This window comes from Chitinophaga sp. RCC_12, assembly GCF_041360695.1.
Taxonomy (GTDB): Bacteria; Bacteroidota; Bacteroidia; order Chitinophagales; family Chitinophagaceae; genus Chitinophaga.
In genome coordinates this window covers 35,576-60,370 of the sequence record NZ_JBFUPS010000001.1, presented here as the reverse complement: position 1 = coordinate 60,370, position 24,795 = coordinate 35,576, and the positions used below count along the sequence as shown (strand labels likewise).

Genomic DNA, 24,795 nt, shown 5'->3' with positions numbered 1-24,795 from the left:
AACCCGGTAATCAATTACGTTCGTACCTGGGAGCCCGCATTGCCAACTACTGACACCGCCTATGTGGCATCCGCCAGTCGATCAGTTGCGGAGGTGAGGCAAACAACAGCCTACGTGGATGGACTTGGCCGGCCGTTACAAACGGTGTCAAAAGCCATGAGCTTTGGTGGTAACGATATCGTATCTCCCATTGTTTATGATCAATTTGGAAGAGAACAAACTAAATATCTTCCTTATGTTCCGCAAAACGTGAAAGATGGCAAGTTCAAAACAGATCCATTTAACGCGCAAAAAAGTTTCTACCAGACACAGGTGCCTGGGGCCAGTGGGGAAAGTGTGTATTATAGTCGTATTGATTATGAAGCATCGCCTTTAAACAGGATTTTAAAAACCTATGCGCCAGGTAATAGCTGGGCAAAAAACGACCCATCAACAGTGGAAAGGGGAGGGAATCATCCAGTCCAGAATCAATACCTGATAAACGCCCTTGCAGATTCAGTGCGTATCTGGGATTTTATTGCCGGAGCTACTATTCCTACCAGTGTAGCAGGGCGTATATATGCCGCTGGCCAGCTGTATAAAAATGTATCAATCGATGAGGCCAATAATCAGCTAGTTGAATACAAGGATAAGGAAGGGAAGGTCATTCTTAAAAAAGTACAACTGGGTACAAATCCTGGTACTGGTCACATAGGTTGGCTTTGTACTTATTATGCATATGACGATCTGGGAAACCTGCGTTTTGTAATTCCACCCAAAGCGGTGGAAGCCATTATCAGTAACTGGACGATCAGCCCTGCTATTGCAGCCGAGCTCTGTTTTATGTACCGTTATGATGGGCGCAACCGCATGATCGTAAAAAAAGTGCCGGGTGCCGACTCCACAGAAATGGTTTATGATGTACGCGACAGGTTGGCTTTTTCGCGTGACGGCAATATGAAAGACAAAAGCTGGCTGGTTACTTTTTATGATGGGCTGAACCGGCCTACGATGACCGCTCTTTACAACCTTGCTACCGACCGGCTCACATTGCAGGGAACTATGAACGCAGCAATCAGCAATACGCAGAGCCTGTCGTATAACTTTCCTGGAACAGCGGACCTGGTACTGGCATCCCATAATGGAAGCACTTCTTACGTAGCTACTAATAGTATTACACTAACAGATGGTTTTGACACCGGAACAGGAACAGAAGTGATCGCTGAAATCAATGCGGCGGCTACTAATGGTAATGCCAATATTACTGTTACCAATCCGCTGCCTAATATACCCATCAGTGCCCTAACACCGCTGACTTATACCTTTTACGAGAGTTACGGGTTTGCTGATAAGGAAAATTACGCCAGTACAGATATCACCAAACCACAAGCCGGTAGCAACTTAAATGCGGAAGCACTACCTGCCGTTGCCAGCACTATGATAAAAGGACTGGTTACGGGTACCAAAGTAAAAGTGCTGGGTACCGACCAATGGTTGACCACCACCAACTATTACAACGACAAAGGACGGTTGATCCAAACGATATCGGACAATGTCAGCGGAGGACAAGATGTGAGCACTAACCTGTATGATTTTAACGGGAAATTACTGAGCACCTATCTTCGTCACAGAAATCAGCGTAGTGGGACTATTCCTCAAACCGAGGTATTAACCATGTTGGCATATGATGCCGGTGGTCGCCTGCTTAATATCAGGAAACGGCTGAATAATGACGTAAATCTTGAAAGGACAGTAGCCGTAAATGAGTATGATGAACTTGGTCAGTTAAAGAAGAAGCGTTTAGGCATCACCGGAGCCAGTACTCAACTGGAAACTTTGAATTACGATTATAATATCCGTGGCTGGCTGAGGGGAATTAACAAGGATTTTATTCCTGCAGTAGGAAGCACAACAAACTGGTTTGGACAGGAGCTTAATTATGATTATGGTTTCTCCACGCCTCAATTCAATGGAAACATTGCAGGCGCGAAATGGAAAAGCCGCAATAATGGTATTGCACGCGCCTATGGATATAGTTATGATAAGGCTAATCGCCTGACCGTAGCGGATTTTACCCAACAGAACACCGGTAGTTCCAACTGGACTGATAATTTGGCAAACTTTTCTGTAAGCGGGTTATCATACGATGCCAACGGTAATATCCTGTACATGAACCAGAAAGGGTTAAATGGCGCAGTAGTGCAAACCATTGACAGCTTGAAGTATGGTTATCTTGCTACAAGTAACAAATTATCATTTGTAACAGATAGAAAAAATAACACGCAAAGCCAGCTGGGTGATTTTAAGGAGATCAATAACAATGAAACAGCGGATTATACGTATGATACCAATGGTAATCTTACTAAAGACGCAAATAAAAATATAGCCGCCATTCGTTATAATCATCTTAATCTACCGGATAGTATAGCTATAACCAGTAAAGGCATTATTAAATATCAGTATGATGCTGCAGGTAATAAACTAAGAAAGATTGTTATAGATAACACCCTTGCCCCTGCAAGAACAACCACGACGGACTATATTAATGGGTTTGTTTATCAGAACGATACCTTGCAGTTTTTAAGTCATGAGGAAGGACGCGTGCGCGCCGTTTTTCAATCGGGCCAATCGCCAGCTTTTAAATACGATTACTTCGTAAAGGACCATCTGGGAAATATACGAATGGTGCTGACCGAGCAATCAGATTTCTCCATGTATGCTGCCACCATGGAAACCTCCGCAGCTGCAACAGAAACGGCTTTGTTCAGTAATATTGATAACACCCGTTCAGCTAAGCCGGCAGGATACCCATCAGATGAGAGTGCAGGCACTAATGCCTCCGTGTCGAAATTGACAGCAACCAGCGGTGGTAAAAAAATAGGCCCTTCTCTTGTACTGAAGGTCATGGCAGGTGATACGATCCAGATTGGCGCAAAAGCTTTCTATAAATCCACAGGACCGCAGAATAAGAATAACTCACCGGCACCTGCTGAAAGTATGCTGGCTGACCTGGTACAGGTATTTGGTGGCGCCGCTTCTTCAGATGCTACTCACGGTGTTGCTTCCTCCCAACAGGCTACGCCGTTTAATAGCAGTTTTTATAACAATGATTACCAGCGCCTGAAGGAAAAGGAACCTGATCAGCCAAACACAGACAGCCCTAAAGCATACCTTAATTTTGTTTTGTTCGATGATCAGTTTAAATTAGTAGACGGAAACAGCGGCGTTAAGCAGGTAAAAGCAGAACCGGATCAATTGCAGACATTGGCCCAGGATAAAATGGTGATGGAGAAAAGTGGATTTCTGTATGTTTACACAAGTAATGAAAGCCCGCAGGAGGTGTTCTTTGATAATGTGTTAGTGGCTCAGGCAAGTGGGCCGTTGTTGGAAGAGACGCATTATTATCCGTTTGGACTCACCATGAGTGGGATTAGTTCGAATGCGTTGAAGGGGAGTAATTACTCAACGAACAAGAAAGAGTTTAACGGGATAGAGCATACGACCGATTTAGATCTAAATCAGTATGATGCATTTTATAGAAATCTTGATCCACAGATAGGGAGATGGTGGCAAATAGACCCTAAACCTAATGAAATGCTTGCGCCTTATGCTGCTATGGCTAATAATCCAATATTGTATTCTGATCCAGGAGGTGATACTACCTGGGTTTTTGGTACTGCTGGCCAATATCTTGGAATTATTAATGACAGGCTGGCAAATCAAGTACATTTTATGAATAATAACAATACTAAAACAAAACCCTTCGATGCAAGTAGCCTAACTGCGAAAGAGGCAAAAAAGCTTGCGAAAGAAATGAGGGGAGCGTCTGTAGCATTTATGGGTGAGAAGACTGCCGCTGATATGCAAGCGATATCCAATCAATCTGATAAACTCAACAAAGAACTGGGCTTTGTTGGTAGTATTGGTAGTGATAAAGAAATACGGCTAACAGCTATGAAAGTAGACGGGAATAATAACACCGCATCAGTTAATCTTCTTAGTCAACTAGATCAAAATTATTCAAAGGAGCAACAGGCAGATTTATTTCTTTTGGGACATACCCATTACAAAGGGTTGATGAATGGCCTTTTGTATGGCGATGGAGCTCCAATGACTATGCAGAAATTTTTAGGTGATCCTACTGATCCCAATGACTATCAACCTGGATTATATAGGAGCGGAAGTGCTTCTGCAAAAGGACAATCTCCTGCACTCATACCAACTTCGTACGGGGTGACCATCTATGGGACAGGAACAAGTTCCAGCAGGACAACATACGGAAATTCTTTAACCGTTGAAAATCAAGTGAATCCATCGAACAACAGTTTTTTACTTTATAAAAGTCTCAAAAGGTAACGATGAGAATATTAATATTGATAATATCAACATGCCTGATGATTTCCTGCCAACGTCAGGAACATTCCGCCAAACAAACCAACACTGATTCTACTCAATATTTACTAGAGTCTCTGGTAGAGAAATTCTCATTGGCAAATGATAAAATGTTAGCTGACAGTAATCAGTTGATTTTTTATTACGAAAAAAGATTTGATACTACTCTGTTAGTATCTTTTAAGAAAGATGCAGATAGAATCAAAGTTGTTGTTTATCAAGTGGCACCACCTTATTATCGGAATGGTGGAAACCTTAGAGGAAATCAGAAAAGCCCCCAATTTTTTGAAGGATTTAGCTTTAGTATTGATACTGCTACCTGGAGCAGTACAGTGAGAGCTGCAACTGAAATTCTGAATACCAGACCTGTTCGGGATGATGAAAATAGCGCTTTTGATGGACCGACCTATTTGTTGGCCTTTAATTCAAAGATAAGAGTGAATAGAAATTCAATGGATGATTCGTTATTGTCAGGATATTTAAGTTTGTTGAAGAATCAATTTCTGCATAAATACATGGAACAAAAACCGATGTGGCGAAAAGAATCGTAGGAACGAATTATACGAAGGATAGAAACGAATTTAACGGGATAGAGCATACAACGGATCCAGATTTGAATCAATATGATGCGGTTTAAAGAAACCCTGATCCACAGTTAGACAGATGGTGGCAAATTATGGAAGACAACTAGAAAACTAGGATCTGGATATTTCAATATTGTTGTAACTCAGGGCAGGTCAGATTATATAATTATAAACAGGAATGGTCAGTTTATTTGAGAAGACTAAAGAATGGAATGGATTTTAGTTGTGCTAGTTTGCCTCAGTGGGTGTAATCTGACTGATAAGAAGCAGAAAATTGATATGAGGTCCGAAAGAACCACTCGTCAGAATGGATTGCCGATAAACCCAATGAAAGAAAGATAGCACTTACTGTATTGACTGATATTCCCATTAGAAATTATATTGTCATGAACAAACGAAAGTTTAAGTTGGATGATAAGTATTTAAGACAGCAGTGAATATTATTACAGAAGAAGCCCATTACTATCCGTTTGGGTTGACGATAGCAGAATAAGTTCGAATGCACGTTGAAGTTAGCTGACAGTTATTATAATGAGACTATATATAATTTTAATAGGAATTGGTTTGAGTATTATAAGTTGCACTGCTAATAGTGATATTTCCCGATTGACATCAACGAATTTGCCAACCGATTATATACTAGCTAGTTATAAAATTGGAGAAGTGAATGATACTACATTTTTATCATTCCTTTTAGATAGTTTAAATGACGGTCGTATCTCAAATGATATGAGATTTAAAGGGATAAGCGTTTATCAGAGTAAGATAACTGCATTAGTGAAAATTTCTGGAATTAAGCCTCCTATCCCCCTTACATATAAGCCTGATTCTGTAATAATTAAATTCTATATCGGATTATATGAGAACAGAAAACGTAAGTAATTTTTGACAGACACTATCTCATAAACTGTGTAAGTCATAAAAATCGGGGTATTTGACCTCGATTTTTATGACTTACACAGTTTATGAGATAGTGTCCCGATTTTTAAGTTTACACACTTATTGAAATAGTCCCTTTTGACACAATCTATCCTCTATGTTCATCAAACCAGTCTTAATCAACCTACTATCACTTATCATCACCATCATTTCATTTACAGCTCTTGCCTTTGCATCTGGATATGCCTCTAATCCGGATAGGTATCCTATCCAGCTTATGGTTCTCTATACCGCACTGGTTTTCATTCATTTAATCCTCAACTATTATTGGTGTAGAAAAATACTACCATTTAAAAGCCTGTTGATTTTAAGTGTAGTAATCTGTCTTGTGTATATCTTTCTATACAAACTCATCGCATAAGATCAACCGGATCCTGCCTGAATATCCTTACCAGCATCCCATACAACTCCGGGTGCTTCTCCGCCAGCAAATCCGGCCGTTCAAAAAAGTACTCCGATATCACCGCAAAAAACTCCGCTTCATTCATCGCGCCATAAGGATTGATATCCGTATGCCCTTCTGAAATCTCCTGGATCGTTTGATGCACCAGTTTCATCCACGGGATGCTATAGCTGTGATCCAGTAATTTGCTCGGGAAGCCGTCAATGACGCCATCGGTTTTATCCAGGAGGTGCACAAATTCATGAATGGCGGTATTGTTTTTATCGGTTACATTGGAGAAGCCTTCCCGTAGGGCGGAGCGGGAAAGGATCATCTGTCCGTTCAGTGTGCCGCTGCCTACCATGCCGAGGATGTTACGGCGATTGCCTTCATACTGGTAGGTTTCGTCGAAGGTGTCGGGGTAGAGGATTACGTTGGTAAGATTGAAATATTCCCAGTCTTTGAATCCGAAGATGGGGATGATGGCGCTGGCGGCTACCAGCACACGGTCCAGCGGTTCTACTTCGGTGCCTACGCCTTCTATGCTGGTTCTTTTGAGGAAGCGTTGCAGCATGCCTTCAAAGCGCGTCTTCTCTGCTGGTTGCAGCTGCTGGTAGTAGCGTACATGTTCTTCTAACAACGACTGGTACCCTTCAGGTACCGCCGTTTTCTTACCTTTCCTGCGGCCGTACATATTTTGAAAGTACAGGAACAGGATGAGTCCTATCATTATCAATCCGAATAAAACCATGTCTGTAGTTATTTTCTGTATGCTTTAAACTCTGAACCTTTCTTCCATGCAGGGAAACTGCTTTCATTGCTGAGGTGGTAGCCTACGTCGAATAAGAGGCGGATATCTTCTACCATGCCGTCCATGTTCCAGGTGGCGGCATTAAATTCATCGGCAGGGGAGTGGTAACGTAAGCGGTTATACGCAGCTGTCTGTTCTTTCCCCCAGCCGGCTTCATGGCCGATGGCATCGTTGCCCGGGCCGATATACAATCCCGGCACACCTTTTTTGGCGAAGTTGAAATGGTCGGAGCGGAAAAACCAGCCACCTTCAGGATTGGCTTCAGGCACGGTGACGCGGCCTTGTTTCCGGGCGGCGCGCAGCGCGTATTCGTCCAGTTCCGATTGACCAAAACCTATCACCGTGATGTCGCGGGTACGGCCAAACGTATTGAGTACATCAAGATTAATATCTGCTACGGTCTTCTCCATCGGGAACACGGGATGCGCCGCGTAGTATTCCGATCCCAGCAGCCCTTGTTCTTCGCCGGTAACGGAAAGAAACAGGAGAGAGCGTGCCGGGCGCTGTGGCAGCCTGGTGAAGGCCGTGGCCAGCTCCAGCAGTCCCGCGGTGCCGGTGGCATTGTCTACTGCGCCATTGTAGATGGAATCTCCTTTAACGGGCTCGCCTATACCAAAATGATCCCAGTGGGCCGAATATACGACGCATTCCTGCGGGCGTTTGGCGCCCGGCAATACGGCCAGCACATTATGCGAGGTAGATTTTTTAATAGTATTATTTATAACGAGAGATGTTTGCAGGTGGAGGTCTACCGGCTTGAAACCTTTTGTCCTGGCCTGCTGCATAATATCAGGTGTTAGGCCGGCCAGTTGAAAGATCTTCTTTGCAGCATCGAGTGTGATCCATCCTTCCAGCGCGGTACGATGCATGTTGTTGTTGGCGGTTTGCAGGTGCAGCTTGGAGTTTGACCAGCCGCTGCGCACCACCTTCCAGGGATAGCTGGCGGCGGCGGTTTCATGGATGATGATTACGCCGGCAGCACCCTGCCGCGATGCCTCTTCAAATTTATAGGTCCAGCGGCCGTAGTAGGTCATAATGCGACCTTTAAACAGCGTGCTGTCGGCGAAGCCGGGGTCGTTGATCATTACAATCACCGTCTTGCCTTTTACATCCAGCCCTTTATAATCATTCCAGTTATATTCCGGCGCTACAATGCCATAGCCGGCAAACACCAGTTCGCTGGTGGGAATGGTTATCTGCTCCTGCATGCGGCGGGTGGCGGCCACAAAGTCTTTGAGGTATTGCAGCGATACTTCACCGCCCGCACCTTTTATTACCAGGTTGCCGGCGGGCTTAGAACTGATAGACACCATCGGTACTTCCTGGAAATAGCTGTTGCCATTACCAGGCTTTAACCCCAGCAGCTTAAACTGCGCCGCCAGGTATTGAATGGAGCTGTCTTCCCCGCGGGTAAAGGGCTTGCGGCCCTCAAAGGCGTCGGATGCAAGTACGCTGATGTGCCGTGCAAAATCTGCCGGGTTAATAGCTTTGATGGCCGTTGAATCCTGCGCTTTCAGCCCAATACCGGGGAAAAGCGCCGCAAGCGCCAGTATGATAGGTACTTTCAATGTTTTACGGTTTATTCAGGGCAAAAATTAGCGGACTTAAGCTAGAATTCCAAAAAATAGGTGAGTTGATAATATGCGGATATTTTTTAAATTTCGGTAGAAGATGAGTTTTTTCGGTTAAAATCTGCGTAGTATTGATTAATTACAGCAGCGTGCTATCGGGCCTCCACGGCTATTTTTGTTGACATAAAAAAGATAGGAAAAAATGGCAGCAATTAACTGGCAAGGCGTATTTCCCGCACTGCTCACCCCTTTTACTGCGGATGATCATATTGATTATGAGATGTTCGACAAAAACCTGCAGACGCAGATCGATGCAGGTGTTAATGGTATTATCCTCGGCGGCTCGCTGGGAGAAGCCAGTAGTTTACTGAACGAAGAAAAGTATGCGCTCGTGAAACACGCGGTGGCTTTTCTGGCTGGTAAAGTACCGGTAGTGATGAATATTGCAGAACAAACTACTGCTGCAGGTATCGCCTGTGCGAAAGCCGCAGAGGAAGCCGGTGCAGCAGGACTGATGCTCCTGCCCCCCATGCGCTACAAGGCAGACGACCGCGAAACAGTGGCCTACTTCCTCGCCATTGCAGGCAGCACCGCTTTGCCAATTATGATCTACAACAACCCGGTGGATTATAAGATCCTCGTCACACTGGATATGTTTGAAGAATTGTCGAAAGCGCCAAACATCCAGGCAGTGAAAGAATCTACCCGCGATACTACCAACGTAACCCGCATGATCAACCGCTTCGGTGACCGTTTCAGTATCCTCTGCGGCGTGGATACACTGGCGCTGGAATGCCTGGTACTGGGTTCTAATGGTTGGGTAGCCGGATTGGTAGACGCCTTCCCCCGCGAAACAGTTGCTATCTATCGCCTCGTGAAAGCCGGCCGCATCGCGGAAGCACTGGCCATCTACCGCTGGTTTATGCCACTGCTGGAACTGGACATCGATCCTAAACTGGTGCAATATATTAAACTGGCAGCCACTGCTACAGGTATCGGCACTACGAATGTACGCGCACCACGACTCATACCACAGGGCGCCGACCTCGCCTACGCGGAAAACGTAATAGCAACAGCATTGGCCGTACGCCCGCAACTACCGGATTATTTAAAACTCCCTGCATGATAACAGGCAAAAATATTATCGGCTTCACGGCAGCTGCTACGGGAACGGATACACTTCGTGCATACGATCCCGTTAGCAATGCCGCCCTGCCGGAAATGTTCGCAACAGCAACAACAGAAGAAGTAAACCTGGCAGTAGAAAAAGCTGCCACAGCTTTTAAAACATACCGCCAAACTTCCCCGGAACAACGGGCCGTATTCCTCGAAGCCATCGCAACGGAAATACTGGCCATCGGCGATCCGCTGCTGGAAAGGGCCGTAGCGGAATCCGGGCTCCCGCTGGCCCGCATCACCGGCGAACGTATGCGCACCGTGAACCAGCTCCGCCTCTTCGCAGCCGTGCTGCGCGAGGGCTCCTGGGTAGAAGCCATCATCGATCCGGCCCAACCGGAACGCACCCCGCTACCGCGGGCGGATATACGAAAAATGCTGGTGCCATTGGGCCCCGTACTCGTATTCCCTGCCAGCAACTTCCCGCTGGCATTCTCTACTGCCGGAGGCGATACCGCATCCGCACTGGCTGCCGGTAACCCCGTTATTGTCAAAGCCCATGAATCACATTTAGGCACCAACGAACTGGTGGCCTTCGCAATACAGAAAGCAGCCCAATCCTGCGGTATGCCCGATGGCGTATTTTCCAGCCTGAATGGCCCAGGCGCTTTACTGGGACAACAACTCGTAAAACATCCCGGCATTAAAGCCATCGGCTTCACCGGCTCCTTCAAGGCAGGCACCGCTATCTTTGATGCCGTGAATCAAAGGGCCGAGCCTATCCCCGTGTACGCGGAAATGGGCAGCATTAACCCTGTACTGCTGTTACCCGGCAAACTGGCGGAATCCGCGCAACAAACAGCGCAACAGTATGCGCAATCTATCACGCTGGGCACAGGGCAGTTCTGCACTAACCCCGGTCTCCTGGTAGCACTGGCCGGCGATGCCACGGAACAATTCGTGGTGGCATTGCAAAAGGAGTTGGCTTCCATCAATGCCGGAACCATGCTCAATCCCGGTATCTGTTATCACTATTATGAAAACAGGGACCAGCTGTCGCGTCGCAAAGGAGTGCAAACCCTGTATGCCGGCAAGCCGGAAAAAGACGCTACCAAAGGCTCTCCGGCGCTTTACCGCGTAGCGGCGCAGGATTTTATAACCAATGAAGAACTGCAACAGGAAGTGTTTGGGCCCGCGTCATTACTGGTAGTATGTAAAGATGCTACGGAACTGACAAAGTTGTTATTACATTTACACGGTCAGCTAACCGGTACTGTAATGGCTACGCCTACAGACTTGTTAGCATATGAAGAAGCCGTTGAAACCCTGTGCCAGAAAGTAGGCCGCGTTATTTTAAATAATGTGCCTACCGGCGTGGAACCCGGTTACGCCATGCATCACGGTGGCCCGTTCCCTGCTACCACGGATATACGAAGTACCTCTGTGGGCGCATCGGCGATCATCCGTTTTGCACGACCGCTATGTTTCCAGGACTGGCCACAGCAGCTGCTACCGGATGCCCTGAAAGATGAGAATCCCTTAGGTATCTGGAGAAAAATAGATGGTCAGCTGACAAAGGACACCGTTAGTCGTTAAAATATTAAATGCTTATGTCGACCAAGACTTTTTTTTGTATAGATGCGCATACCTGCGGCAATCCGGTTCGACTGGTTGCCGGCGGCGGCCCGGTGTTGAAGGGTAACAACATGATGGAAAAACGACTGCATTTCCTGCAGGAGTTCGACTGGATCCGTAAAGGGCTCATGTTTGAGCCCCGTGGCCATGATATGATGAGCGGCAGTATCCTGTATCCACCCACTGATGAAGCAAACGATACAGGCGTATTATATATTGAAACCAGCGGCTGCCTGCCCATGTGCGGCCATGGTACCATCGGCACCGTTACCATCGCCATTGAACAGGGCCTGATCATCCCGAAAGTCCCCGGACAGCTGCGACTGGAAACGCCGGCAGGACTGGTACTGGTCAGCTACGTACAGGAAGGAAAGAAAGTGAAGTCAGTAAAGCTCACCAACGTAAAATCCTTTCTTGCTGCAGAAAACCTGGAAGTAATGTGCCCTGATCTCGGCATGCTGAAAGTAGATGTGGCCTACGGCGGTAACTTCTACGCAATAGTAGATCCGCAGGAAAACTTCAAAGGACTGGAAAATCATACTGCGGATCAACTGGTATCCTGGAGCCGGGAATTACGGAAAAGACTAAACGAAAACTATTCCTTTGTGCATCCGGAAAATGAGCACATCAAAGGATTAAGCCATATCCTCTGGACCGGCGCTACTATCAGCCCGGAGGCAACCGCGCGCAATGCGGTGTTTTACGGCGATAAAGCCATCGACCGCTCACCCTGTGGCACCGGCACATCCGCAAGGATGGCACAGTGGCACGCCAAAGGAAAACTGAAAGCAGGCGACCGCTTTATCCATGAAAGCATCATCGGCTCACAATTCACCGGCACCATTGAAGCAGAAACCACCATCGGTGGCAAACCCGCTATTGTACCGGGTATCGAAGGCTGGGCAATGGTTACCGGCTATAACACTATTATACTGGATGACGACGACCCGTATGTACACGGATTCCAGGTGATCTAACTTATTAAAACATGAAAGCAATCGTCATCGGTGGTGGAATTATTGGTCTTTGTACCGCCTATTACCTGAACGAAAGCGGTTGGGATGTAACCGTACTCGATAAAGGAGATTTCAGTAACAACTGCTCCTATGGAAATATGGGCATGATTGTACCTAGCCATTTTGTACCACTGGCAGCACCAGGCATTATCTCACAGGGAATCCGGTGGATGTTTAGCAGCAAAAGCCCTTTTTACGTGAAGCCTTCACTGAACAAACAACTGGTCAGCTGGGGCCTCAAATTCATGAAAAGCGCTACCGCAAAGCATGTAGAAGCCTCCGCGCAGCCGCTGCGGGATATTAATTTACTCAGCCGCTCGCTGTACACATCGCTGGCGCAACAGCCCGGGTTTAACTTCGGACTGGAACGGAAAGGCATTATCATGTACTATAAAACAGCAGCCGTTGCAGAAGAGGAAGCGCACCTCGCAGCCCAGGCCAATACCATGGGACTGGACGCTGTAGTGCTGGATAAAGCTGCCCTGCAGGCGCTGGAGCCACAGGTGGAGCTGGATGTATTGGGTGGCGTGCATTATCGCTGCGATAGCCATCTCAATCCCAACGACCTGATGCAGCAACTGAAACAATACCTGGAACAAAAACAAGTGCAGTTCCTGCCGCAGCGAGAAGTAACAAAGATCAAAACCAATGGCAATAAAGTAACAGCGGTCATAACCGGGCAGGAAACCCATACTGCAGATGTGTTTGTACTGGCAACCGGCTCCTGGAGCCCTGCTGTAGCACAGCTGGCAGGTGAACGGCTGCCCATGATGCCCGGCAAGGGATATTCCGTTACCCTGGAAGCGCCGTCCGTAAATTTAAATATTCCGGCCATCCTTTGCGAGGCAAGAGTAGCACTAACGCCAATGGGTAACCGTTTGCGTTATGGCGGCACTATGGAAGTAGCACCGGTGAACGACCAGGTAAATATGAACCGTGTGGCGGGGATCGTGGATTCCGTGAACCGTTATTTTACAAATCTCCCTATACAAATACCTAACAAAAACCAGGTATGGAGCGGTTGCCGTCCCTGTTCACCGGATGGCCTGCCCTATATCGGTTATGCGCCCTCCCATACTAATCTGCTGATGGGTACCGGTCATGCCATGATGGGCCTCAGCCTGGGACCCGCTACGGGCAAGCTGTTGGCGGAACTGGCCAATAACGCCAATACCAGTATGGATATTGCCGCATTTTCTCCCGCAAGATATCGTTAGCTAACAGCTAATAGTTATATTTGTTCCATGCAAACAGATATCGGAAAAAAAGCAGCAGGCGAAAAAGCCGCTGAGTATATTAAGCCTGGTATGACCGTTGGTTTGGGTACCGGGAGCACCGCATATTATACAATTCTGCGTATAGGCGAGTTAGTTAGGGCCGGTCTTGAAATAAAAGCAGTAGCTACTTCTGCACAGTCGGAGCAGCTGGCTGTTGAACAGCAGATCCCCCTGGTGGATTTTGAAAAAATTGAAAAGATAGATATTGATATAGATGGGGCAGATGAAGCCGATGCTCAGTTGCAACTGATCAAAGGAGGCGGCGGCGCATTGCTGCGGGAAAAAATTATTGCAGCAGCTTCCAAAGAAATGCTGGTGGTGATAGACGAAAAAAAATTCGTGAAACACCTGGGCAAATTTCCTTTACCGGTAGAAGTAGCCACGTTTGGATGGGAGCTTACCTTCAAACAACTGGCAGCGCTGGGAGCCCATCCTGTGCTGCGTTTAAAGGATAACAACCGCTTTGTAACAGACAACGGTAATTATATCCTCGATTGTCATTACCAGAAAATACACAATGCAGCTGCGCTGCATACACAGCTGAATAATATTCCCGGCGTAGTGGAAAATGGTTTATTTCTCCACTACGCCAGCCGGCTCATCATCGGTAACGCCGATGGCACCGTCAGGGAGATCACGCATCCTTATCAAGCAAAGACGTCTTTTTAGTATCCCGCGAAGTGGCGTATACCAGCAGCGAAATAAAGATGCAGATGGTTACATACCAATAGTACAGCGGTTCATACCCAATCTTTTTAAAGTACAGCGCAATAGGTTCTGCAGTGCCGCCAAAAAGCGCCACTGTAATGGCATAGGGAAATCCAACACCTAATGCCCGCACCTCTGCGGGGAACATTTCCGCTTTTACCACGGCGTTGATAGAAGTATACCCGCTTACGATCAGCAGCGCCATTAAAATAAGCCAGAAGGCTGTCCACTCGGAGGCCGCATGACTAATCCCCGTAAGAATAGGAACGGTAAACAGCGTTCCTAACACGCCAAAGCCAATCAGTAACGGCTTCCGGCCATAGATGTCTGAAATCCAGCCGAAAAGCGGTTGCAAAACCGCGAAAATAAGCATGAGGAAAAAGGTGAGGGTAGTAGCGTGTTCTATTGTGAGATGTACGGTGTTTACCAGGAACTTCTGCATATAAGTGGTGTAGGTATAAAAGGCCAGGGTACCGCCCATCGTTAAGCCTACCACTGTCATCACTGCCCGCGGATGCTTTTTAAACAGCAGCTTCAGGGAGCCTTTGTCTTTTGTTGCTTTTATTTTTTCGAAAGAAGTTGATTCCTGCATATGCCGGCGTAGGTACAGCGCAAAAAATGCCAGCGCGGCCCCGATCACAAACGGAATACGCCATCCCCATTCATGCAGCTGCTCAGGGGTAAGGAATACCTTTTGCAGCAACATCTGCACGCCAAGCGCTACCAGTTGCCCGCCTATGAGCGTTACATACTGGAAACTGGAATAAAAGCCCCGCAGGTCCTTTGTGGCAACTTCACTGAGATAAGTAGCGGAAGTGCCGTATTCACCGCCTACGCTGAGGCCCTGTAACAGGCGCGCTATCAGCAACAGTGCGGGCGCCGCCAGGCCAATGCTGTTATAGGAAGGGGTAAATGCAATCAGCAGGGAACCCAGCGACATCAGGAGCACCGACAGCGTCATAGAGGCTTTACGCCCCTGTTTATCAGCAATACGGCCAAACATCCAGCCGCCGATAGGCCGCATCAGGAATCCCACCGCAAATATGGCCGCCGTATTAAGCAGCTGTGCCGTATAACTGCCCTTCGGAAAAAATACCGGCGCAAAATAAAGGGAAAACGTGGCGTAAATGTACCAATCGTACCATTCTACGAGGTTGCCGGCAGACCCGGTTAATATGGCTTTAATTCGCCATGCGTCAGGATGTTTCATATAGAATGCGAAAATATATTTTAATACGGAATTATGAGCCAGGAGGCCATGGTGGCGAAGAAAAAGTTGAAAAAAAATTAGGGTTGTATTCTGGAAAACACCTATCTTCGTATTGCTTCTTAAGGATAATGTATTTCAATTCTGTTGGTAGATCACCTCTCACATTCAGCTTTTTTTTACAGTCTTTCTTCTAGTTGCCCAGGTAGCCGCCTGCTGTAAAAATAATGGCGAGAACACGTTCACAATTAAATATTAAATATAATGCAAACAGGTGTAGTAAAATTTTTTAATGAAGCTAAAGGTTTTGGATTCATTAAAATCGAAGGTTCAGGACAAGAAATTTTTGTTCACGTATCTGGTATCAAAGAAAGCATCGGCGAAAATGACCGCGTAGTTTTTGACGTGGAAGAAGGTAGAAAAGGCCCGAATGCTGTTAACGTAAGACTGGCATAATTTATTTTATAATAGTTCTTTATAAACCGCGCTGGCTTTGCCAGGGCGGTTTTTTTTATGCATAAACTTTTACGCATAAAACAGGAATGAACAGCATCCTCCTTGTTCATTTTGTTCACTCTTCTTTCAGTGTCCCGCCATCCAGCCTGTTTTCGTATTTTTAAGGAAACAATTTTTAAAAACACAGGTGTATTAAACGATGGCAAAACAAACAGGAATCGTCCTTTTTACCGGTAAGCTGGAAAACCAGGTAGGTTACCGGAGAAATGGCAATTATTTTATCCGCGCAATGGCGCAAACAGTGCGGCAAACCAGCGCTACCAGGCGGTCTGCCCGGGAGTTTGGCATGGCCAGCCAAAAAGGAAGGCTGATCCGGCATGCCATCAGTCCGCTGCTGGATATGATACCGGACAATACTTGCGTAAACCGCCTCAATAAAGCACTGATCAAGGCCGGTAATAACCGCCTGCAGGATCTCGAAGGGTTTCGCTTCAACAGGCACACCCCGGTGTCACAATTTTTTTGCCGGCAACCGCAGCTAACGCCCGCAGGAAGCTGGGATATACCCGCACAGGAGCTGCTTCCCCAGGGGAGTGCCACACACCTCCATCTCACCGCCATCGCTGTCCGCATCAGCTTTATACAACGGCGCATCATCAGCAGCCGTACCAGTACCGTCACCATCGACCTCCATAAGCCTTTCAACGGCACAATACTGGATAACCACCTCCGGGGCAACGGCGCCCTGCTGCACGTTTTACAAATAATTACCTCCAACGACGGCGCTATATTGGCGAACCGCCGCAGTTCGGCCGCCGATATCATGCAGGTGGTACCCGCCATAACCGTCAAACAAAAAACCGTCAAAACCCCTACTGCCAGTACAGTTCCTGATCAAGTCCACGTCACCTCCACGTGAACTCCGCTTTTACTCCATGTCATCCCCATTCCCACTGTATTTCCTATCCCATCGCCACGTAATATCCCTGTTATAACCATGTATATCCAATAACAGCCCTCTCTGGCCGGAATAATCAAATCCGAAAAATCAGTATAATCAGCGTAATCAGGCAGAAAGACAATTTAAAAGCGCCGAAGGCGCCCGGCAATCCCGGCCAGTCGCAGTTCCGGGAAATAAAAAACCGCTCCACAAGGGAACGGTTCTCTTATACAAGAAGCTAAAAAACGGGTTATCTTAAAGCTTTGTAAACGGTGTAAATAAGTTGCAAAGATAACCGGTCAGCCGGATTTGCCGCTTTTATTTATGGCCGGTCAGCCAAAACCCGCAACCAATCGTGTTTTTTTATTTGTATGATAATTTAGTTTAAATTATCAAGTCCGGGGAAGGCCGCTCCGGAACGCTTATCAGTCGCGCCTTCACTGTTTTTCCTGGAGCCATACTACTTTTTGCACCGGCGTATGCGCTGCCGCAATCACCTCCCCATATAAATCAGGACGGCGTGCCAGCCGGTACCGGTACCCGCCCGCGTCGGTCAGCTTATTTCGTGTAAGCGTAGCCGTTACTACATCATTGTCCAGTTTCCGGCATTCTGCTATCACATCGCCAAACGGATCAATGATCATGGAACAGCCGTTTTTCAACTGGTCGTCGTCCATACCGATAGGATTGGAGAAAACAGCATATACCGCATTGTCGTACGCACGCGCCGGCAGCCACTTCATCAGCCAGGAACGGCCCTTCATGCCGTCAAATTCCAATCGCAGCGAAGTAGGATCCTCCCGGCGTTTTTCCCATAGCGCCGGATCCACGAACCCAGCGCCGGGCCGCGTAGATGGCGTACACATAGTTACATGCGGCATGAAAATGATTTCTGCGCCCAGCAGGGCCGTTGCGCGTACATTCTCCGTAATATTATTATCGTAACAAATCAATATGCTGCACTTCCATCCCTTCAGGTCAAAAATCACATATTCATTTCCCGGCTTCAGATGCGGATTGATAAACGGATGCAGCTTGCGGTACTTCGCCACCAGCCCGTTTTTATCTACACATACGTAGGCTTTGAACAGGTTGTCGTCCGCATCTTTTTCAAATAACCCCGCCAGCACGGCAATATTATTTTCAGCGGCAATATCCTGCAATACCTTGATAGACGGGCCATCAGGGATTATTTCCGCCAGCTCCAGCATCTGCTCCCGCGATAAACTCCTGGCAAAAGTATATCCTGTCACTGAACACTCGTGAAAGGCCACTGCATCTGCACCATCAGCGGCAGCGTGCCGCGATAACTCCCGGATAACCCCCAGGTTATACGCTTTATCATTACTCCTGTTTTCAAATTGCGCGGTAGCAATTTTCAGATCGTTCATATAAGAAAATTTTTTTGTTGGCAGAAAGTAAAACGAAGATACTTTACATTTGGTTACACGCAATATCTCCGCTATTTTCGCCGCTTTTTCTGTATATTCGCCCTTTCAATTTAACAGCAAATGCCCCAACCGGATAATACAAATACTATCTTTCACCTGGCGGCAGATTTCATAAACCACACACACCGCCATATCTTCCTTACCGGTAAAGCCGGTACAGGGAAAACTACGTTCCTGAAATACATCAAAGAACATACGCGTAAAAACACGGTAGTAGTAGCGCCTACAGGAGTAGCCGCTATCAACGCCGGTGGTGTTACCATGCACTCCTTTTTCCAGTTGCCCTTCGGACCCTTTATCCCTGGCACTAAAAGAGGATTTGGAATGGATGAAATCAGCAGTACAGATAAACACGGCCTGTTCCGCAATATTCGTTTTACCAACGATAAAAAAGTATTGCTACAGGAAATGGAACTCCTCATCATCGATGAGGTAAGCATGGTGCGCTGCGATATGCTCGATGCTATCGATGTTATCCTCCGCCATTTCCGTAATAAACCACTGCTGCCTTTTGGCGGTGTGCAGGTATTGTTTATCGGGGATCTGTACCAGCTCCCGCCGGTAGTGCCCGACGCGGAATGGCGGATGCTCTCGGAATATTACAACAGCACCTTTTTCTTTGCGGCCAAAGTAATAGAACAGGCGCCGCCACTGTATATCGAACTGAAGAAAATTTACCGGCAGAATGAGCAGCATTTTATTGATGTGCTGAACAGGATCCGCAATAATGAAGTGCTGCACGAAGACCTGCAGCTGCTGAATGAACATTATCAGCCGAATTTTACGGGACAGGATGAAGAATACATCGTACTCACCACTCATAACCGGAAGGCCGATGAAATCAATGCCAGGCGCCTGGCAGATATGCCCGGAAAAGTATATCGCTTTGAAGGAAAGATAGAAGGGGATTTCAGCGACAAGGCATTGCCCACGGAACTACTGCTGCAACTGAAAATAGGCGCGCAGGTAATGTTCCTCAAAAACGACCTGGCACAACCACGCCGCTATTACAACGGCAAAATTGCCACCGTAAAGGAAATCAACGACGAAGAAATTGTACTGGTGCTGGCAGGCTCCCATGAAGAACTTAAACTGGGAAAGGAAACCTGGCGCAACATCCGCTATTCCTACAACCAGGACGAGAACAGCATCGAGGAAGAAGAAATCGGCAGCTTCACCCAGTTCCCGATACGGCTGGCATGGGCCATCACCATCCACAAAAGCCAGGGACTTACCTTTGAACGCGCCATCATCGACGCAGGATACGCCTTTGCACCCGGACAGGTATACGTGGCGCTGAGCCGCTGTACTTCGCTGGACGGACTGGTACTGCATTCCCGCATCGGGCACGGCAGCATCAGAACAGACCGCCAGGTAATAGAATTTGCAGAAAAGGAAAACGAAGCCAATGAACTGGTAGTGCTGCTGGAAATGGAAAAGAAGAAGTTCCAGGCTACGTCCCTGCTGCAGCTGTTCGACTGGTACCGTATGCAGGCCACCATCCGAAGCCACGCCGTTTGGATCCAGGACAAAAAGATCCCCGACTTCGACGCCGCCATTAAACTCAGCCGCGCCATGTCTGCCAAAGTAGAACAGCAGCAGGAAGTAGCAGCCAGGTTTGTGACACAGCTGCACCAACTGCTGGACACCGCCGTGCAAACAGGCGAAATGGAACAGCTGAAGCAACGCGTAAATAAAGCCATCGGCTACTTTACCCAAAGCATTTACGAAGACCTCATCCAGCCTTTGCAGGCGCACATCGCTGATGTGAAGAAAGCAAAGTCGAAAAAATATCTTCTCCAGCTCATGGCGCTTGAAGCCGATTGCTGGAACAAGCTGCGTCACGTTTGGGAAGTATCCTATGCAGACCTGGATTTTACCACCGGCCTGAAAGACTATACCAAACTCAGAGACGCAGATGCCGCCGCCGCAGCAGCACCCGTTGCCGCCGCAAAGGAAAAAGCCGCCAAAGGCAAAGTAGAAAAGGGCAGCAGCCGTCGGGGCACCCTGGAACTATATCTCGCCGGTAAATCTATCCCCGACATCGCCACCACACGCCAACTCGCTGTCAGCACCATTGAAAGCCACCTGGCCCAATGCGTGGAAGCCGGCGAAATGGACATCAACCGCTTCGTTACAGAAGGCACCATGCGCCTTATCCTCCGCCACATCGGCGAATTAGGCGCTACCGCCGCAGGACCCATCAAGGAAAGGGTTGGCGATGCCGCCACCTTCGCTGAAATCCGCGTGGTCCAGTGGTACCTCAAAAAGAAACAGGAAGAACAGATTATGAACGACTAGGAGGTTGTCTTACTCAGGATTACGCTGATTTTGCTGATTTATTTGATTTTACTTTTTGGATTTATAAATGATTATGGGAGATATAAGCGGATATTTTCGCTCATATCTCCCATAATCTTTTAAAATCATTCAAAAATCCAAAAAGTAAAATCAAATAAATCAGCAAAATCAGCGTAATCCTGAGTAAGACAACCTCCGCACCGCGCCGAAGGCGCGCAACAGGACAGACCGGGTTGCCACTCTCCAAACACTGCTTTAATTTGTATCAGTGAAAAATAAGCCAGTAACCGGTAAAAAAGAGGGAGGATTACTGTCGCGTTGCCCGCTAAATTTGCAGGTCAGCAATGATCATTTAAATTACTTCACCCGTGAAAGTAGGATTATTTATACCATGTTATATTGACCAGTTCTACCCGCAGGTAGGCGTTGCCACCCTGCAACTGCTGCAAAAGCTGGGTTGTGAAGTGGAATACCCGCAGGGGCAAACCTGCTGCGGCCAGCCAATGGCCAACTCAGGATACGAACATCTTACGCACCAGTGCAATAGCCTGTTCATAAAAAATTTTGCTGACTACGACTACATCGTAGGCCCCTCCGGCAGTTGTGTGTTACATATCAAAGATCATCTGCATGATCCGGCAGCAGAAACAGCTGCCACACATATCCGTGAACGGATCTACGAACTCACCGAATTCCTGACGGATGTACTCAAAGTGGAAAACCTGCCGGCACGTTTCCCCTGTAAGGTAGGACTGCATCAGAGCTGCCACGGGCAGCGCGGCCTCGCCCTCGCCCAGATGAGTGAGCTGGTGGCGGCGCCTTTCTCCAAACCGGAAAAGCTGCTGCGCATGGTGGAAGGAGTGGAGCTGGTACCGCTCGACAGGCAGGATGAGTGCTGCGGCTTTGGCGGTACCTTCTGTGTGACCGAAGAAGCGGTATCTGTAAAAATGGGTAAAGATCGTGTAGCCGATCACGTTAAACATGGCGCAGAGGTGATCACCGGAACAGATGTGAGTTGCCTCATGCACATGGAAGGTATCTTACGCCGGCAGCATGCAGGCGTAAAAGTGATGCATATTGCAGAAATTCTCAATCAGAATATCCATGAACAGGCAAACAGCTGATCACGCCACGCTGGCAGATAAGTTCAACGAGAATGAGCCGCGGGTCGACTGGCACGACCAAACCCTTTGGTGGGTACGCGCCAAAAGGGATAAGATGGCCTGGACCATCCCCGAATGGGAACAGCTGCGGGAAGCCGCTTCCCGCATTAAGCTGAACGCCCTGGGCAACCTGCATGATTATCTCGTACAGTTTGAACAACAGGCCATACAAAATGGCGCCACTGTTCATTGGGCCGCGGATGCAGCGGAGCATAACCGGATCGTGACAGACATATTAAAGAAACATGGGGTACACCACCTCGTGAAAAGTAAGTCCATGCTCACGGAAGAATGCCACCTGAATCCCCATCTCATCGCCAATGGCATTGATGTTATTGATACCGATCTGGGCGAACGGATTGTGCAACTCGCCAAAGAGCCGCCCAGTCATATTGTACTGCCCTGTATCCATAAAAAGAAAGAAGAGATAGGAGAGCTGTTCCACGAACACCTGGGAACGCCCGCCGGGAACGCAGACCCGCAGTTTCTTACCGCCGCCGCCAGGCAACACCTGCGCAAGGAGTTCCTGCAGGCCAAAGCGGCTATCACCGGCGTGAACTTCGCGGTAGCGGAAACCGGTGAAATGGTGGTGTGTACCAACGAAGGAAACGCCGATATGGGCGCCCACCTGGCCGATGTGCATATTGCCTGTATGGGCATCGAAAAAATAATCCCGCAACGTAAGCACCTGGGCGTATTCCTGCGCTTACTGGCGCGCAGCGCCACCGGGCAGCCCATTACCACCTATTCCAGTCATTTCAGAAAGCCCCGGCCTGGCCAGGAGCTGCATATTGTACTGGTGGATAATGGCCGTTCCAGGCAGTTGGGCAGGGAAGATTTCCGCAATTCATTAAAATGTATCCGCTGTGGCGCCTGCATGAATACCTGCCCCGTATATCGCCGCAGTGGCGGGCATAGTTATCATACCGCTGTAGCGGGACCTATTGGCGCTATCCTGGCGCCTAACCTGGATATGAAGGATTATGCCGACCTGCCCTTTGCATCAACGCTGTGCGGCTCCTGCTCCAACGTATGTCCCGTGAAAATAGATATTCATCAGCAGTTGTATAAGTGGCGGCAGGTATTGGTAAAGGAGGGGTATACTACGGCCGCAAAAACAGCCAGTATGAAGGCTATGAGCGGTGTATTATCTACTCCCCGTGTTTATCGTACAGCGGGCAAAATGGGGCGCTGGGTAATGCGTGCATTCCCCGGTATGGTAAATAACCGTTTAAACCCCTGGTATAAACAAAGGGAGATGCCTGCCCCGCCGGCGCAATCATTCTCCCAGTGGTATGAAAAAAATAAAAAGTCATGAGCAGCAGGGACCAGATATTAGCCGCCGTTAAGCAAAATCAGCCGGAGGCATCCGTATTACCCTCCCTGGAAGGGTTGTCCGGCAATATGCCAGGTACGCTGGAAGCTTACCGCAAAGTGCTGGAAGGATTAGGTGGTAGTTTGTTCGAGATAAAGGATGAAAATGAGATACCGGCGTTACTGGCGGAACATTATCCGCATCTGCAACGTATTATCAGGGTAGGCGGTGAACAACGTGCATGGGTAAACGAAGATCCGCATTTGCTGGAGGATGTGGATATGGCGGTTGTGCCCGGTCAGTGGGGAGTAGCGGAGAATGGCGCCATATGGCTTACAGAGGCGGAAATACCGGTAAGGGTGCTGCCTTTTATATGTCAACACCTGGCAATTGTGTTGCCTGCGGATAAGCTACTTCCTACTATGCATGAAGCTTATGAAAAGATAGGCGCTCCGCAAACGGGTTTCGGGGTATTTATTGCGGGTCCTTCCAAAACCGCGGATATCGAGCAATCGCTGGTACTGGGCGCGCATGGGGCTAAAAGCCTGGTCGTATTTATTACAGCAGCATAATATCTTTTACGTATACACAAGTACGTTACACTTTGTGGAAACGGCCTCACCAGTAACCGGTGAGGCCGTTTCTGTAGTGAAATCTTCTGGATGGGAATGCTAAAATTATCTACAGAATATTTTCGTTATTTTTCAATAATTGAAGCAGTATAATAAATACTTCACTAACTTTAGGCCGGGAAATTAAATAGATCCCCCGAAGTTGGTATGGTGTTTGTTCAATTGCGTGCGTTGCAAGAATCGATAGCGCAGTGATTTTTTAACCATAGTATTTATAGCCATATTTTTTAGTAGCTGCGTTAACCAGAAAAAAAGAAAGACCATGTTTCATCTACTTAACACTTTAGAGCGGCATCAGAACACGTCGTTACAGCAAAAGATCCAGGTGCATCACCACCAATGTAGCATCACGGGAGAAATCTCTTTAATAGTATGCAAAATGGACAGCATGATTGGCTGATCCGCATTTTTCGTTTAACCGACGGGGTTATTTGCCGTTATGTGCCAACTGATCAGTGTTTGAGCAAATAATCCATAGGAAAAAATGGTTGTCATAACCGCTTTGTTAGAGTGGTTGGGGAATGCGTGTGTTGTTGATCTTTCAGAAGAGTAGCAGCTGGAAATTTTTTTCAACAGTTTACTTTTTCATAACAGAACTTTTCACTTTTAGTACTTATCTTGCGCTAACTTTGAAAACCGAAAGAAAGATCGTAATCGTTTAATTCTCCGTCCTGTATTTTAACTAAGCGCCTCTATGAAAACCTTGAAACTTGCGCGACCTTAGTTGAACAGGCGAGCTTATATTTAATAACCATATCTTATTATTGAACCTATGGTGCGTAATTCATCATGGATTACCCCGTCGTGGCTAATCTTGCTATTAGACCTGGGGTGCTCTGTCATCGCAATCAATTTAGCATTTCTTCTCAGGCTGAACTTTGATGCTGAGTTATATGCAGCATTTCCTCTGGGAAAAATCG

17 protein-coding genes are annotated in these 24,795 nt (G+C 47.5%); 13 read left to right on the top strand and 4 right to left on the bottom strand.

The features are described from left to right. The first annotated feature begins 114 nt into the window (after positions 1-114). Both AB6805_RS00235 and AB6805_RS00230 read left to right on the top strand, forming a co-directional pair. Positions 115-4,335 carry a DUF6443 domain-containing protein gene (locus AB6805_RS00235; RefSeq protein ID WP_370907447.1) on the top strand — a complete coding sequence of 1,407 codons (4,221 nt, stop codon included), beginning with the start codon at positions 115-117 and terminating at the stop codon, positions 4,333-4,335. A gap of 2 nt (positions 4,336-4,337) precedes the next feature. Beyond that, a complete protein-coding gene (locus AB6805_RS00230; RefSeq protein ID WP_370907446.1) occupies positions 4,338-4,922 on the top strand; it encodes a hypothetical protein in 585 nt (194 codons plus the stop codon). A gap of 1,322 nt (positions 4,923-6,244) precedes the next feature. Here AB6805_RS00230 and AB6805_RS00225 read toward each other — a convergent pair. Next, complete coding sequence (locus tag AB6805_RS00225; RefSeq protein ID WP_370907445.1) at positions 6,245-7,006, bottom strand: zinc-dependent peptidase; 762 nt, start codon at positions 7,004-7,006, stop codon at positions 6,245-6,247. 29 nt (positions 7,007-7,035) lie between these two features. Then, positions 7,036-8,655 carry a M28 family metallopeptidase gene (locus AB6805_RS00220; protein ID WP_370907444.1) on the bottom strand — a complete coding sequence of 540 codons (1,620 nt, stop codon included), beginning with the start codon at positions 8,653-8,655 and terminating at the stop codon, positions 7,036-7,038. Positions 8,656-8,860: 205 nt separating this feature from the next. Between AB6805_RS00220 and AB6805_RS00215 the strand changes: the two genes are divergently transcribed. Genes AB6805_RS00215 through rpiA form a run of 5 tightly spaced genes read left to right on the top strand, consistent with a single transcriptional unit; the run spans position 8,861 to position 14,371 of the window. Next, positions 8,861-9,784: a dihydrodipicolinate synthase family protein gene (locus AB6805_RS00215; protein ID WP_370907443.1), complete on the top strand. Its 924-nt coding sequence runs from the start codon at positions 8,861-8,863 to the stop codon at positions 9,782-9,784. Then, positions 9,781-11,370, top strand: a complete 1,590-nt coding sequence (locus AB6805_RS00210; RefSeq protein WP_370907442.1) for an aldehyde dehydrogenase (NADP(+)) — start codon at positions 9,781-9,783, stop codon at positions 11,368-11,370. Before AB6805_RS00215 ends, AB6805_RS00210 begins: the two co-directional genes overlap by 4 nt. A 14-nt stretch (positions 11,371-11,384) precedes the next feature. After that, on the top strand, positions 11,385-12,386 hold the full coding sequence (locus tag AB6805_RS00205) for a 4-hydroxyproline epimerase (protein WP_370907441.1): 1,002 nt from the start codon (positions 11,385-11,387) through the stop codon (positions 12,384-12,386). Positions 12,387-12,397: 11 nt separating this feature from the next. Continuing rightward, positions 12,398-13,642, top strand: coding sequence for an NAD(P)/FAD-dependent oxidoreductase (locus AB6805_RS00200; RefSeq protein ID WP_370907440.1), 1,245 nt, complete (start codon positions 12,398-12,400; stop codon positions 13,640-13,642). A 27-nt stretch (positions 13,643-13,669) separates the two neighbouring features. Beyond that, positions 13,670-14,371: a ribose-5-phosphate isomerase RpiA gene (gene rpiA / locus AB6805_RS00195; RefSeq protein ID WP_370907439.1), complete on the top strand. Its 702-nt coding sequence runs from the start codon at positions 13,670-13,672 to the stop codon at positions 14,369-14,371. Here rpiA and AB6805_RS00190 read toward each other — a convergent pair. After that, positions 14,337-15,620 (bottom strand): MFS transporter, encoded by a 1,284-nt coding sequence (locus AB6805_RS00190; RefSeq protein WP_370907438.1) that lies wholly within the window; start codon positions 15,618-15,620, stop codon positions 14,337-14,339. The genes rpiA and AB6805_RS00190 overlap by 35 nt on opposite strands. 261 nt (positions 15,621-15,881) lie before the next feature. Here AB6805_RS00190 and AB6805_RS00185 point away from each other — a divergent pair, with 261 nt between their 5' ends. After that, positions 15,882-16,073 (top strand): cold-shock protein, encoded by a 192-nt coding sequence (locus AB6805_RS00185; RefSeq protein WP_079472790.1) that lies wholly within the window; start codon positions 15,882-15,884, stop codon positions 16,071-16,073. A 199-nt stretch (positions 16,074-16,272) separates the two neighbouring features. Continuing rightward, positions 16,273-16,992 (top strand): hypothetical protein, encoded by a 720-nt coding sequence (locus tag AB6805_RS00180; protein ID WP_370907437.1) that lies wholly within the window; start codon positions 16,273-16,275, stop codon positions 16,990-16,992. Positions 16,993-17,450: 458 nt separating this feature from the next. Here the strand turns inward: AB6805_RS00180 and AB6805_RS00175 are convergent, their stop codons facing one another. Continuing rightward, on the bottom strand, positions 17,451-18,404 hold the full coding sequence (locus AB6805_RS00175) for a nitrilase family protein (RefSeq protein WP_370907436.1): 954 nt from the start codon (positions 18,402-18,404) through the stop codon (positions 17,451-17,453). Positions 18,405-18,524: 120 nt separating this feature from the next. Between AB6805_RS00175 and AB6805_RS00170 the strand changes: the two genes are divergently transcribed. The 4 genes from AB6805_RS00170 (at position 18,525) to AB6805_RS00155 (ending at position 23,815) form a co-directional block, all read left to right on the top strand. After that, on the top strand, positions 18,525-20,765 hold the full coding sequence (locus tag AB6805_RS00170; protein ID WP_370907435.1) for a helix-turn-helix domain-containing protein: 2,241 nt from the start codon (positions 18,525-18,527) through the stop codon (positions 20,763-20,765). Between the two features lie 368 nt (positions 20,766-21,133). Next, the gene (locus AB6805_RS00165) at positions 21,134-21,889 is read left to right on the top strand and encodes a (Fe-S)-binding protein (RefSeq protein ID WP_370907434.1); all 756 of its coding nucleotides are present in this window, start codon (positions 21,134-21,136) and stop codon (positions 21,887-21,889) included. Then, positions 21,870-23,246 carry a lactate utilization protein B gene (locus AB6805_RS00160; protein ID WP_370907433.1) on the top strand — a complete coding sequence of 459 codons (1,377 nt, stop codon included), beginning with the start codon at positions 21,870-21,872 and terminating at the stop codon, positions 23,244-23,246. Before AB6805_RS00165 ends, AB6805_RS00160 begins: the two co-directional genes overlap by 20 nt. Beyond that, positions 23,243-23,815 carry a lactate utilization protein C gene (locus AB6805_RS00155; RefSeq protein WP_370907432.1) on the top strand — a complete coding sequence of 191 codons (573 nt, stop codon included), beginning with the start codon at positions 23,243-23,245 and terminating at the stop codon, positions 23,813-23,815. The genes AB6805_RS00160 and AB6805_RS00155 overlap by 4 nt, the downstream gene beginning before the upstream one ends. The last annotated feature ends 980 nt before the right edge of the window (positions 23,816-24,795 follow it).